Source organism: Sphingomonas cannabina, assembly GCF_021391395.1.
Taxonomy (GTDB): Bacteria; Pseudomonadota; Alphaproteobacteria; order Sphingomonadales; family Sphingomonadaceae; genus Sphingomonas; species Sphingomonas cannabina.
Genome location: NZ_CP090059.1, coordinates 4,053,057 through 4,066,310, shown reverse-complemented (window position 1 = coordinate 4,066,310; position 13,254 = coordinate 4,053,057). Strand labels below are relative to the sequence as shown.

The following is a 13,254-nucleotide window of genomic DNA, read 5'->3' as shown; positions in this document are numbered from 1 at the left end:
GGCGCCCGTTTGCCCCGATCTCAATGCGCGCTCGCGGTGGCGGCGCCGATGCCGGTCTCGGAGCGAACGCGCTGTTCGAGATAGCCGTCGCGGTCGACGGCGGCGCGGCCTGAGCGATCGAGCAGCGAGACGATCCAGATCACCAGGAAGGCGACCGGCATCGAGAAGATCGCCGGCGAGGTATAGGGAAAGACCGGCGCGGCATTGCCGAGCACCGTGACCCACACTGCCGGCGACAGGATGGTGAGCACCAACGCGAGCACCAGCCCGATCGAGCCGCCCCAGACGACGCCGCGGGTCGTGCAGCCCTTCCACAGCACCGACAGCAGCAACACCGGGAAGTTGGCCGAGGCGGCGAGCGCGAAGGCGAGGCTGACCATGAAGGCGACGTTCTGCTTCTCGAAGATGATACCGAGCAGGATGGCGACCACCGCCAGCACCATGACGGTGCGGCGCGAGACGCGCAGTTCGTCCTCGGAGCTCGCGCGGCCGTGGCGGAACACCGAGGCGTAGAGATCGTGGCTCACCGCCGACGCGCCGGCCAGCGTCAGGCCGGAGACGACGGCGAGGATGGTGGCGAAGGCGACTGCGCAGACGAAGCCGAGGAACAGGTCGCCGCCGATCGCGTCGGCGAGGTGGATCGCGGCCATGTTGCCGCCGCCTCGCAGGGTCCCGGTCACGGGATCGAGGAACGCCGGGTCGGTCGCGACCAGCACGATCGCGCCGAAGCCGATGATGAAGGTCAGCAGGTAGAAATAGCCGATCCAGCCGGTCGCCCACAGCACCGACTTGCGCGCCTCCCGCGCGTCGGGAACGGTGAAGAAGCGCATCAGGATATGCGGCAGGCCGGCGGTGCCGAACATCAGCGCCATGCCGAACGAGATCGCCGAGATGGGATCCTTGATGAAGTTGCCCGGACTCATGATCGAGCGGCCCTTCTCGGCCGCGGCGGCGGGGTCGGCGCCCGCCTTGGCGGCGAGCATCGTCTTCACCTCGACCGCGCGGGCGAACAGCGCGTCGGGCGAGAAGCCGACGCTCGCCAGCACTGCGACCGCCATCACGGTCGCGCAGCCGAGCAGCAGCACCGCCTTGATGATCTGCACCCAGGTGGTGGCGATCATCCCGCCGAACAGCACGTAGAGCGTCATCAGCACGCCGACGATCACCACGGCATAGCCGTAGGGCAGGCCGAACAGCAGCTTGATGAGCTGGCCGGCGCCGACCATCTGCGCGATCAGGTAGAAGAGGACGACCGCCAGCGTGCTGAACGCCGCGAACAGCCGCACCGGCGCCTGCGCGAAGCGGAACGAGGCGACGTCGGCGAAGGTGTAGCGGCCGAGGTTGCGCAGCCGCTCGGCGAGCAGGAACAGGATGATCGGCCAGCCGACCAGGAAGCCGGTCGAGTAGATGAGCCCGTCATAGCCGTCGGCGAAGATCTGCGCCGAGATGCCGAGGAAGGACGCGGCCGACATATAGTCGCCGGCGATGGCGAGGCCGTTCTGGAAGCCGGTGATGCCGCCGCCGGCCGCATAGAAATCGGCGGTGGTGCGGGTCTTGCGCGCCGCCCAGCGGGTGATGCCGAGGGTGAAGAGGACGAAGGCGCCGAACATCAGGATGGCGGGCCAGTTGGTCCGCTGCTGCTGCGCCTCGCCGGTGAGGGCGTCGGCGAGCGCCGCGCCGGGCAGGGCGAGGGCGACCAGGAGCAGGGAGAGGCGGGGCGTGAGGAGGGAGCGCTTCACCGGCCGGCATCCTCGCGGATGGCGCGGACGGCGGGATCGAAATCGCGGTTGGCGCGGCGGACGTAGACGCCGGTCAGCACGATGCCGACGAGGATGACGGCAAGGCCGAGCGGGATACCTAGCGTGGTCGTCCCGCCGCCGATCGGGCGGGCCAGCAGCGTCTTGTCGAAGGCGATCAGCAGGACGTAGCCGAAGAAGACGACCAGCATGATTGCCGTCAGCAGCCAGGCGAAGCGCGACCGGCGGGCGACCAGCGCCTGGTAGCGGGGATCGGCGGCGACCTGCCGCAGGCGCGCGCTGTCGGTGGTTTCATCGGGCATCGTGCCGGCATCCCCCTCTTTTCAGGTTCCGCCGTGATCTGGTTGCGGTTCCGGCGGTGGCGCGAACCTGCCCGGATTGTGGCGGAGTGGCAAAGGTTATTGTCGGGGGCATTCGCGCCGGCTTCGACAGCCATTGCCTGAGCCTTGCAACCGTCACCCCGGCCTTGGGCCGGGGTCCACCGGGAGGCAAGGGCTGAGGAGGCTCCAACCCAGCCCGTGAGGTTGGGTGGACCCCGGAACAAGTCCGGGGTGACGAAGAAGGAAGGCCGATCCAAGCCTAAGCCACCGCCGGAACGGCTTCAGCCGGCCTCCGGTGCGCCGCCATGCAGGACAGAACGCTGAGGACGACCAGGGCGAAGGCCGCCATCTCCAGCCCCGTCGGAAAGCGCTGCTCCCAGACGAACCCGTAGACGAGGGCGAACAGCGTCTCGAACAGGATCATCTGGCCCACCAGCGTCAGCGGCAGCAGCCGGCTCATCCGGTTCCACAACGCATTGCCGGCGATAGAGGCGAGCACCGCCACCCCGATCGATACGCCGGCGAGCTGGGCCCAGTCGCCCGCATCGTGCCGGGCCGTGCCGAGCAACAGGGCGATCGGGACCAGGGCGACGCTCTGGGCGCCGGTGACGACGCCGGTCAGCAGGCTCCAGTCGTGCGCGGAAACGTCGGGAAGGCGGGCGAGCCAGCGGCTGTTCCCGACCGCGTAGCTGGTCCAAGATATGAGCGCGCCGATCGCGCAGATCAGGCCGATAGCCTGCGCGGCCGAGGACCCGACCGGCGCCTCCGCCACGGCTTGCCAGCCGATGCAGATCGCGCCGCCGGCTGAAAGCAGGAGCGAAGGGACGAGCCGGTTCAGGGGAACCGCGCCCCGGTCCCGGCTGCCGATGATGGTCACCGCCACCGGCAGGAAGCCGATGACGAGCGAGGTCATGGCGATGCCGCCCATCTGCACGGCGCTCGAGAGCAGGATATAGTAGAGCGTGTTGCCGGCGAGCGCGAGCCAGCCGAGCGCTAGCCATCCCTCGCGCCCGATCCGCGGGACCAGCGATCGCCAGCGTGGTGCGACAAGGACGGCGGAGATCAGGCCGTAACAGAGATAGCGGCCGATGGTGAGCTGGAGCGGGCTGAACCGGCTCGCCAATGCGGGCGCGAGGAATACCAGTCCCCACAGGGCGCCCGCGCCCATTCCGCACAGGATTCCAAGGGCCATCGCGTTGCTGCCGGCCTCCTTTCGAAGGGCAGAGGTCATGATGTCTGTCCGCGCTTTACCGGTGATGAGGTGCGCGTTTTATCATCGCTGGAACGGTGCGTGCGCTCTTGATTCGAGGCTGAAATGCAACAAAAACTCGCGGAAATGCCGAGCAGACCCTCTCATGCCCGCGGGCTGGACGCGTTCGACCGAGCGATCCTCCGCATCGTCCAGCGCGACAACAAGACGCCGCAACGGGTGATCGCGGAGGCGGTGAATCTCTCCGCCGCGGCGGTGCAGCGCCGGATCGCCGCGCTGGAGGACGCCGGCGTCATCGCGCGGAACGTCGCCGTCGTCGATCCGGATGCCGTGGGCCTGGCGATCACCGCCGTGGTCGAGGTGCACCTCCGCGACGAGCGGGCCGCGACGGTCGACGCCGCCAAGGCGCTGTTCCGGGAGACGCCCGACGTGCAGCAATGCTATTTCGTCACCGGCGGGGTGACCTTCGTGCTGGTCATCGTCAGCCGCGACATGCGGACCTACGAGGCACTGACGCGCCGGCTGTTCGCCGAGAATGACTTCGTCGAGCGCTACCGCACGCTGGTCGCGCTCGACCGGGTCAAGGCCGATACAGCTGTGGTGATTCCGTGAAACCTTCCGTGCTCCTGCGAAGGCAGGAGCGTTGGAGGATCGCAGGGATGTCGTTTGCGGCCAAGGCTCCTGCCTTCGCAGGAGCACAAGGACAATATTGAAGATTGAAGCTGATCGCGGCCGGCAGCGATCCGCCCTAATGCACGAACCGCGCGACCACGTCGCGGTAGGAACGGCTGACCTTCACCTGCCCCCCCGATTCCAGCACCAGGAAGCATTCGCCGTTGGTATGCGGCTTGACCTGCCGGACGAGGTCCAGGTTGACGATCGTCGAGCGGTGGACGCGCTGGAAGCGGCGCGGGTCGAGGCGCTTCTCCAGGTCCTTCATCGTCTGGCGCAGGATCAGCGTGTTGTCGCCGGTCTTGATGCACATGTAATCGCCGGCCGCCTCGACCACCTCGATCGTGTCGACGTCGACGCGGAAGATCTTGCCGCGGTCCTTGATGTTGATCAGCTTCTCGAAGCGGCTCGCCGCAGGCTGCTCGGTGCCGTCGGCCAGGGTCTCGGCGGCGTCGGGGGCGACCTCGGCGAGCACTTCCTTGAGCTTCTCGACCTCCTCGGCGCCGCGCTTCTCGCTGAGGCGCTGGCGGACGCGATCGAGCGTGTCGGCGAGGCGGGCCTCGTCGACCGGCTTCAGAAGATAATCGACCGCCTGCGCCTCGAACGCGCGGATCGCGTGGTCCGAATAGGCGGTGACGAAGACGAACAGCGGCGGCTCGACCTCCATCAGCCCCTGCACGACCGAGAAGCCGTCGAAGCCCGGCATCTGGATGTCGAGGAAGACGAGGTCGGGCTTGTGGGTCTTGATCGCGCTGATCGCCTCGCGGCCGTTGCCGCATTTGGCGACGATCTCGACGTCGTCGAACTCCTGGAGACGAAGCTCGAGGCCCTGGATCGCCAGCGGTTCGTCGTCGACGAGGATGGTGCGGATGGTCATGCTGCCTCACTCAAAAATAAACGTGACTGCCCCCACCTGCGGACTCTCCCGGTGCCGGACCTCTTCCCGCCGCCGCCGCTTTCCCTACGGCGTGTGGAAGGGAGGTTCGTGGGTCCGACCCCTTATGCTGCCTCTCTTACCGGCTCCTCGATCTGGAACGGAATTTCGATCTCGACGCGGAAGCCCTTGCCGGGGACGGACCGCGTCTCGAAACGGTGGTCGGGGCCATAGGCCTGCGCCAGCCGCTCTCTTATATTGGCGAGGCCGACCCCGGTTGAAAGGCTTGGCCTTGGACGCGCGTCGCTCAAGCCCGGGCCGGTGTCGGATACGGTGATCTGCACCCTATCGCCGACGAGTCGAGCGGAGACGCCGATATCAGCGCCCTCCTCCTGCGGCGTTACGGCATATTTGATCGCATTCTCGACGAGCGGCTGGAGCAGCAGCGAAGGCAGGCGCGCCTTCTCGACCCGCGGCTCGACCTCGAAGGAGGTGCGCAGGCGGTTCTCGAACCGCATCTTCTCGATTTCGAGGTAGAGCTTCAGCGTTTCGATCTCCTGCGCGACGGTGACATGGGCGGTCGGCTCGTTGATCAGCGTGTAACGCAGGAACGCCGACAAACGGCTCAGCATCGCATTGGCACGCTCCGTCTGCTTGAGCAGCACCAGCGTCGAGATCGAGTTGAGCGTGTTGAACAGGAAGTGCGGGTTGAGCTGGTAGCGCAGCATCGCGAGCTGGGCCGAGGAGGCCTGGGTCTCCAGGAGCTGCATCTCGTCGATCTGCTTTTCGACGATCAGATAGAAGTTGATGCCGAAATAGAGCGCCGACCAGCCGGCGAGCACGGTGAAGTTCAAGAAGATGGTGCCGAGCACCAGGCTGATCGTGATCCCCGGCTCGGCGCTGCGCACGAACGAATAGGTGAAGGCGTCGATCACCGCATAGACGACGGTGGCGACCGCGAGCGTGACCAGCGTCAGCAGGATCTCCGTCACCCGCGGCAGGCGGCGATAGTAGCCGTAGAGCGTCGAGAGCAGCAGCGTGATGCAATAGCCGACGATCGCCTCGATGATCGCGACGATGATGTTCTCGAACGACAGGTTGTTCGAGATGGTCGAGACGGTGCGCAGCAAGAGATAGCCCGACCACCCCGCCGCCTGCAGCAGCCAGAAGGCGCGGCTCTTGTCCTCGAAGAACGGGCGCGAGAAGATCGCTGGCTTCACGGGACCAGCGTTTAGCCGGGCAGAACGTAAAGAAAAAGGCCGCCGCCCGAAGGCGACGGCCGATTTCTTGCGTCGGTCATGCAGCCATTAGAAGCCGATGACGAACGATCCCATGAAGGTCCGCGGATAGCCGAGCTGGGCGTTCGGCGGCGCGCCATAGCCGGTGACGGCGCCGGTGGCCGAGTTGAAGCTCGGCCCCTGGTTGATGTTCGCGGTGAAGCCGCCGACGTAACGCTCGTTGAAGACGTTGAGCAGGTTGAACTGGAAATAGGTCTGGTCGTTGAGACCCGCCCAGTCGAGCTTCACCCGCGCATCGGCATTGACCAGCGTATAGGCCGGCGTCTTGTTCGGGAAGATCTGCGTGACCTGCGCCGCATTGTTGACGGTCAGCAGCTGACGCACCGGCTCATTGGTGTCGTAGATGTAGCGCGGGCCGGTCCGCTTCACGTTCACGCCGAAGCTGACGTACGGCAGGTCGACCGTGGTGCCGCCGCCGAACATGTAGACCGGCGCGCCCGATTCACGCTTGCCCGCGGTCTGGGCATAGATCGGATCGCCGCTGGTCAACCGGCCGATCACGACGTCATCCTGAATCTCCGAGTGGAGATAGGAGCCGAAGGCATAGACCTGGAATTCGGGCACCGGCTGATAGCTGGCGAAGCCGTCGAAGCCGTATTTCTTCACGCGGCCGAGATTGCGGTAGACCGACCGGTCGAGCTCCGGATCATAGGACTGCGCGAGGCGGTTCTGATAATTGGTGTACCATGCGCCGATCTGGGCCTGGAACTTCGACGAGCGATAGCGCAGGCCGAGATCGAAATTGTCGGTCGTCTCCGGCTTCGGGCGCGCCTGATCGGTGTCCACCGGGAAGAAGAAGGCGTTGTAGAGATTGTCCGTGCCGGGCACCTGGACGCCCTGCGAGTAATTGCCGAACACGCTCACCTTCGGCGTGATCTCATAAGTGAGGCCGACATTCGGCGTCGCCTTCTTATAGTGCAGGATACGCTGCTGCGGGCCCTGGACGGTCGGGTTCGCGGCCTGATAGGCGGCGGTCGCGGCCGCGTTGGTGCCGAAGCAATCGACGAAGCCGGAGGCGCTCGTCGTGTAGCAATAGTTGTTCAGGTCGCGCTTGAAGAACTTCATCGCCAGGCCGACGTTGACCGTCAGCGCATCGAAGAAGCGACCGCGATACTCGCCCGAAACCTGGTGCAGCACCGCATAGGAGAGGCGGTCGCGCTTCTGGAGAACGTTGCCGCCGGCATCCTCGGCCGGATTGTTGATCGGGAAGACGTTGATAGGCACGCCGTTGGGCAGCAGGAAGCCGACCTCGCCGGTCTGGCGATGCCGGGCGTGATCGAAGGTGTAGTTGACGCGAACGGTCTGCGTATCGCTGAAATCATAGCGCAGGCCCGCGATCACGCCGATGCGCCGCGTGCCGGTCTGGCTGGGGGCGAGCACACGGACGGTGTCGAGCAGGTCGCCGTCGCCGTTGAGGTCACGGCCGAAATAGGGCGTGCCGCCGATATAACCGGTCTGGCGGGTGGCCGAGGCGCCCGAACCGATCGTGCGCGTGCCTTCCTGTGCGACCACGGTGCCGCCGCCGTTCGCCTGGACCCACTGATAGCTGGGGTCGACCGTCAGGACCAGGTTGTCGGCCAGGGTGAAGCGCGAGTTGATGCGGATGTTGCCCGTGTTCGACGGGTTGTAGCGCTCGTCGAAGGTCGAGCCGCAGCTGTTGGCGGCGTCGGCGACGCCGGCCTGCGCGACCTGATTGGTCTGGCAGCGCGCGATCTCATAATAGGGCTTCTCGTCGCCGATCGGGAAGCGGTTCGCGCTGCCCGACCCGACGGTGCGCGGGGTGCGGACGATGGTTTGATTCGGCGCCGTCCCGGTGACCGTATCGACCGTCGTATCCCAGCGGAGCGGCAGCGAACCCTGGAAGTTGTTCCGGTTCACGTTGTAATGGCCGGCGATCGCGATGAAGTCGCCGTTGTTGCCGAGATCCTGATAGAGCTTGGCGTTGTACTGCTGCTTCTTGACCTTGCCGATATTGTTGAAGATGACGTCGTTGCGCGCCTGGCTCGCCGCGAAGAACATGCGCGGGCCGCCGTCGAAAATCTCACCGGTCTGGATCATGCCGAAGGTGCGGAAGAAGCCGGAATCGCCGGCCGATCCGACCAGCTTCGCGCCGAAATCCTTGCTCGGCGTGATCGTGCGATAGTTGACGGTCGAACCGGTCGCCGCGGCGCTCGGCGAGTCGACGTCGGTCGAGCCGAGGTTGACGTTGACCTGCTCGATCAGCTCGGGATCGAGCTGCTGGTTCGAATAGAGAGCGTAGTTGCCCGAGTCGTTCAGCGGGATGCCGTCGAACGTCTGGTTGATGCGAGTCGAATCGAAGCCGCGGATGGTGAGCGTGCCGCCCGCCGAGCCGAACGGATCGTTGTTCTGGAAGCTGACGCCCGGAAGCTGGTTGATCGTGTCGTTGATCGTCTGGCCCGGCGCCTGGCGGTTGATGAATTCCTGGGTCAGGACCGCCTTGGCCTTCGACGTATCGGGCGCCTGGAAGCCGCCGACTTCACTTGCTCCGCGCGAGCCCGTGACGACGATGTCCGACTGGTCGAAGTCGATCGAACCGGTCGACTGGGCATAGGCAGCGCCCGGGAGCGTGAACGCGACGAGCGCCACGCCGGCAAATAGCTTCATCCGCATGAAAATTTCCCCTTGGAGCCAGTGTGCTCGGAACACGGCGACCCCCGCCGTTGCGGCGCCCCCTGCGCCTCATTTGTGACGCTTAAATGACGTGCGGCGAGTCGTGCAATGTCAAGCCGAACGTAATTTTGTTGCGTTGCAAAATGGCATCACCCGGCCGCGGCGACGATCGCGGCCCAGCCGGCCTCGTCGACCACGCGGATACCTAGCTCGGCAGCCTTCTTGAGCTTCGAGCCGGCGCCGGGACCCGCCACCACCAGATCGGTCTTTGCCGACACCGATCCCGACACGCGCGCGCCCAGGGTCTCTGCCTGGGCCTTGGCCTCGTCGCGGCTCAGCGTCTCGAGCGTGCCGGTGAACACCACGGTCTTGCCCGCGACCTCCGACTCGCGCACGTCGAGGACGAACGGGGGCGGGCTCACCTCGCCGAGCAGGTCGTCCCACACCGCGCGGTTGTGCGGCTCGTGGAAGAAGTCGGCGAGGGCGTGGCCGACGGCGGCGCCGACATTCTCGACGCCGATATGCTCGGCGATCGCCTTGTCGCGGCGCGCGTGGAACTTCTGCTCGGTCTCGCCCAGCGCGGGCGCCATTTCGTCCCGGAGCGCGATGATCTCGTCCGCCAGCGCCCGGATCTCGGGGAAGGTGGCGTAGCGCTTGAGCAGGTCGCGCGCAGTGATGCTGCCGATGTGGCGGATGCCGAGGCCGAACAGCAGCCGCACCGGATCGGGGCTGCGCTTCGCCTCGATCGCGGCGAGCAGATTATCGACCGACTTGTCCTTCCAGCCCTCGCGGCCGAGCAGCTCGTCGCGATGCGCGGCGAGACGGTAGATGTCGGCGGGCTCGGCGATCCAGCCGAGATCGAGGAATTCCTGCAGACTCTTCTCACCCAGCCCCTCGATGTCGAGCGCGCCGCGGCTGACGAAATGGCGCAGCCGCTCCAGCCGCTGCGCCGGGCAGATCAGCCCCCCGGTGCAGCGGATGTCGACCTCGCCTTCCTCGCGCACCGCGTCGGATTGGCATTGCGGGCAGTGGGTGGGGAAGGTCCACGGCTCGCGCGGTTCGTCGCGAGTGAGGTTCTCGACGATCTGCGGGATGACGTCGCCGGCGCGCTGGAGCACGACGCGGTCGCCGGGGCGGACGCCGAGGCGGGCGATCTCGTCGGCGTTGTGCAGTGTCGCGTTGGTGACGACGACGCCGCCGACCGTCACCGGCTTCAGGCGCGCGACGGGCGTGAGCTTGCCGGTGCGGCCGACCTGGATGTCGATCCGCTCCAGTGTGGTCTCGGCGCGCTGGGCGGGGAATTTGTGCGCGATGCCCCAGCGCGGCGCGCGGCCGACGCTGCCGAGCCGGGTCTGCCAGTCGAGCCGATCGACCTTGTAGACCACACCGTCGATGTCGAAGGGAAGGTCGGCGCGCTCGTGCTCGATCGCGCGGTAGACGGCGAGCGCCTCTTCGACGGTGTCGCAGCGTTTGAATGCCGCGGCGACGGGGAAGCCCCAGCCCCGGATCGCGGCGACCATGCCGGCCTGGGTATCGGCGGGGAGCGCGCTCGCCTCACCCCAGCCCCAGGCGAGGAAGCACAAGGGGCGGGAGGCGGTGACCGCCGCGTCCTTCTGGCGGAGCGAGCCGGCGGCGGCGTTGCGCGGGTTGGCGAACTGGCGGGCCTTGTCCGGGTCGCCAGCCTTGGTGGCCTCGGCGAGCAGGCGGACGTTGAGCGCGGCGAAATCGTCCTTCGCCATATAGACCTCGCCGCGCACCTCGAACACGTCGGGGGCGTCGGCGGGGAGCTCGCGGGGGATGTCCCCGATCGTCAGTGCATTGGGAGTCACGTCCTCGCCGATGGTGCCGTCGCCACGGGTGAGCGCACGGACGAGGCGGCGGTTCTCATAGCGCAGCGAGCAGGACAGGCCGTCGATCTTGGGCTCGGCGGTGAGGGCGATGGGGGCGTTCTCTGGTAGGCTGAGGAAGCGGCGGATGCGGGCGAGGAACTCGAAGACGTCGGCGTCGTCGAAGGCATTGTCGAGGCTGAACATCGGCCGCGCGTGCGGCACCTTGGCGAGGTTGCCGGCGGGGGCGGCGCCGACCTGCTTCGACGGCGAATCGGCACGGACGAGCGCGGGGAAGGCAGCCTCGATCGCGGCATTGCGGCGGACCAGCGCGTCGAATTCGCCGTCGCTGATCTCCGGCGCGTCGTCGGTGTGGTAGAGGCGGTTGTGGTGGGCGATCTCGGCGGCAAGCCGCTCGAGCTCGGCGGCGGCCTCGGCCTCGGTGGTGGGGAGCGCGTCCATGCGTTTCTCGCTACGGCAAGATGCGGCGGAGTTGAACCCGGGCTGGGGTGAGAAGGCTTTTTTGGTTCACGCGAAGACGCGAAGGCGCGAAGAATGAAGTGAAGAGTTTGTTCGCGCGGAGACGCGGAGACGCGGAGGTGTCTTGCTTGCGGCACCCGTCTCGCGTCAGCGAGACCTTTCAACCTGTGGCGAGCACCAACCATGAAGGCCGCTGGCGCGGCTGAGCGTGCGGCAGGCGACGTTCCTCCGCGTCTCCGCGTCTCCGCGCGAACCTCTTCTTCCTTTTTCTTCTTCGCGCCTTTGCGCCTTCGCGTGAACTATTCTACTTCTGCGAGCGCCGCCTCATAGGCAGCCTGCAACCGTGCCCCCACGCTCTCATGTCCCGGCGGCAGCGGCGTGCCGAGATGGACGTGGCGCAGCTCCGCCATGAAATCCTCCCAAAGCGGCGGGCCGCCTTCCTCCAGCAGCTGCGCGCGGACCGACAGCTCACGGGTGACCGGCGTGTGGCGGCGGCCCCAGGCGCCCATCATCGCCAGCACGGGGACGAGCTGGATCGCCTTCTCGGTGAGGCTCAGCGTGCTGCGCTGGCTGTGGGTGGGATCGGGCGCGCGGGTGATGAAGCCCCAGGCGTCCAGTTTCTTGAGCCGGTCGGCGAGGATGTTGGAGGCGATCCGCTCCTCGGAATGGGTGAGCAGGTCGCGGAAATGGCGGCGGTTGCCGAACATGATGTCGCGGATGACGATCAGGCTCCAGCGGTCGCCGAGCGCCTCCAGCGTCAGGTTGATCGGGCAGCCGGATCGGATCGTCTCGCTCATTCCGGAAATATGGAGAAACCGCTTGCAATATACAAGCGGTCAGATTATCGACTCGATACCGATTGCAAAACGCAAGCAGTTAATGTGAGGAGGTCGAGATGGGCAAGCTGGTGGTATCGGTGTTCACGAGCCTGGACGGATTCATCGAGCCCGAGAGCGGCTTCGAAGGGCCGGCATGGTCCGACGACGTCGAGCGGAACTGGTCGCTGCATTCGCTCTCGCGGGCGAAGCACCTCGTCTACGGGCGCACCAATTTCGAGTTCATGCGCGATTTCTGGAGCCAGGCGGAGACCGATCCGACCAGCGTCGCCGCGGGCATCAGCTATGCGGGGACGATGAACGCGCTGCCGAAGACGGTGTTCTCGCGCACGCTGACCGGCGATCCGGGTTGGAACGCCACGCTGGCCCGGGACGGGATTGCGCCGACGATCGCGCGGCTCAAGGCCGAGATCGACGGCGACATCTTCGCCTTCGGCGGCAAGGGGCTGATCGGTGCGCTGATCGAGGCCGACGTGGTCGACGAGATCATGATGATGATCGTGCCGGTGCTGTGGGGCGCCGGACGCCGGTTGTTCGAGGGCGAGCACGCGCGGCAGGAGCTGGCGCTGATCGAAAACCGTACGCTCGATACCGGATCGGTGATCCTGCGCTATGCCCGCACACGATAGGAGGGGACGATGACCGAACCGGCGATCAGGCTCTACGCACACCCTTTGTCTTCCTACTGCCACAAGGCGCTCACCGTCTTCTACGAGAAGGGCGTGCCGTTCGAGTTCGTGATGCTCGACGGCAGCGAGCCGGCGGCGAGCGCGTTCGCGGCGCTGTGGCCGATCGGGCGCTTCCCGATCATCACCGTCGGCGAGCGGATGATCGCGGAGGCGACCGTCATCATCGAATATCTCGACGTCCATCATCCGCAGCCGGCGCGACTGATCCCGGAGGATCCCGATGCGGCGATCGAGGTCAGGATGCTTGACCGCTTCTTCGACAACTACGTGATGACACCGCAGGGCAAGGTTGTGTTCGATTTCCTGCGCGACGGCGAGCACGACGAGCGCGGCGTGCGCGAGGCGCGGGCGATGCTCGACACTTCCTACGCATGGCTCGACGGCTGGCTGGCAGGGCGGGAATGGGCCGCGGCCGGGCAGTTCAGCCTCGCCGACTGCGCGGCGGCGCCGGCGCTGCTCTACGCCGACTGGACCCATCCGATTCCGGAGCGGTTCGCAAACCTCCGCGCCTATCGCACCCGGCTGCTCGCGCGGCCGAGCTATGCCCGGGTGCTCGACGAGGCGCGACCCTATCGGCACATGTTCCCGCTCCGCGCGCCGGAGGGGCGGGACTGAGCTTGATTTTGGTTCACGCAGAGACGCGGAGGACGCAGAGGTGCCT

At 66.6% G+C, this 13,254-nt stretch carries 11 protein-coding genes; 3 read left to right on the top strand and 8 right to left on the bottom strand.

The annotated features are described in order from the left end of the window. Positions 1 to 20: 20 nt before the first annotated feature. The 3 genes from LZK98_RS19150 to LZK98_RS19140 all read right to left on the bottom strand — a co-directional run bounded on the left by LZK98_RS19150 (position 21) and on the right by LZK98_RS19140 (position 3,308). On the bottom strand, positions 21 to 1,706 hold the full coding sequence (locus tag LZK98_RS19150; RefSeq protein ID WP_233786642.1) for a cation acetate symporter: 1,686 nt from the start codon (positions 1,704 to 1,706) through the stop codon (positions 21 to 23). A 29-nt stretch (positions 1,707 to 1,735) separates the two neighbouring features. Continuing rightward, positions 1,736 to 2,059 (bottom strand): DUF485 domain-containing protein, encoded by a 324-nt coding sequence (locus tag LZK98_RS19145; RefSeq protein WP_233784102.1) that lies wholly within the window; start codon positions 2,057 to 2,059, stop codon positions 1,736 to 1,738. Between the two features lie 277 nt (positions 2,060 to 2,336). Then, positions 2,337 to 3,308 (bottom strand): DMT family transporter, encoded by a 972-nt coding sequence (locus tag LZK98_RS19140; RefSeq protein ID WP_233784101.1) that lies wholly within the window; start codon positions 3,306 to 3,308, stop codon positions 2,337 to 2,339. 105 nt (positions 3,309 to 3,413) lie between these two features. Here LZK98_RS19140 and LZK98_RS19135 point away from each other — a divergent pair, with 105 nt between their 5' ends. Then, positions 3,414 to 3,899, top strand: coding sequence for an Lrp/AsnC family transcriptional regulator (locus LZK98_RS19135; protein ID WP_233784100.1), 486 nt, complete (start codon positions 3,414 to 3,416; stop codon positions 3,897 to 3,899). A gap of 136 nt (positions 3,900 to 4,035) precedes the next feature. Here the strand turns inward: LZK98_RS19135 and LZK98_RS19130 are convergent, their stop codons facing one another. The 5 genes from LZK98_RS19130 to LZK98_RS19110 all read right to left on the bottom strand — a co-directional run bounded on the left by LZK98_RS19130 (position 4,036) and on the right by LZK98_RS19110 (position 11,865). After that, entirely contained in the window at positions 4,036 to 4,836 is an 801-nt protein-coding gene (locus LZK98_RS19130) for a LytR/AlgR family response regulator transcription factor (protein WP_233784099.1), read from the bottom strand. Positions 4,837 to 4,958: 122 nt separating this feature from the next. Next, on the bottom strand, positions 4,959 to 6,053 hold the full coding sequence (locus LZK98_RS19125) for a sensor histidine kinase (protein ID WP_233784098.1): 1,095 nt from the start codon (positions 6,051 to 6,053) through the stop codon (positions 4,959 to 4,961). 87 nt (positions 6,054 to 6,140) lie between these two features. Beyond that, entirely contained in the window at positions 6,141 to 8,762 is a 2,622-nt protein-coding gene (locus LZK98_RS19120; protein WP_233784097.1) for a TonB-dependent receptor, read from the bottom strand. A gap of 149 nt (positions 8,763 to 8,911) precedes the next feature. After that, positions 8,912 to 11,050 carry an NAD-dependent DNA ligase LigA gene (gene ligA / locus LZK98_RS19115; protein ID WP_233784096.1) on the bottom strand — a complete coding sequence of 713 codons (2,139 nt, stop codon included), beginning with the start codon at positions 11,048 to 11,050 and terminating at the stop codon, positions 8,912 to 8,914. Between the two features lie 317 nt (positions 11,051 to 11,367). Continuing rightward, the gene (locus LZK98_RS19110) at positions 11,368 to 11,865 is read right to left on the bottom strand and encodes a winged helix-turn-helix transcriptional regulator (RefSeq protein ID WP_233784095.1); all 498 of its coding nucleotides are present in this window, start codon (positions 11,863 to 11,865) and stop codon (positions 11,368 to 11,370) included. A gap of 98 nt (positions 11,866 to 11,963) precedes the next feature. Between LZK98_RS19110 and LZK98_RS19105 the strand changes: the two genes are divergently transcribed. Continuing rightward, a complete protein-coding gene (locus LZK98_RS19105) occupies positions 11,964 to 12,533 on the top strand; it encodes a dihydrofolate reductase family protein (protein ID WP_233784094.1) in 570 nt (189 codons plus the stop codon). 9 nt (positions 12,534 to 12,542) lie between these two features. Beyond that, positions 12,543 to 13,208, top strand: a complete 666-nt coding sequence (locus tag LZK98_RS19100) for a glutathione S-transferase family protein (protein ID WP_233784093.1) — start codon at positions 12,543 to 12,545, stop codon at positions 13,206 to 13,208. The last annotated feature ends 46 nt before the right edge of the window (positions 13,209 to 13,254 follow it).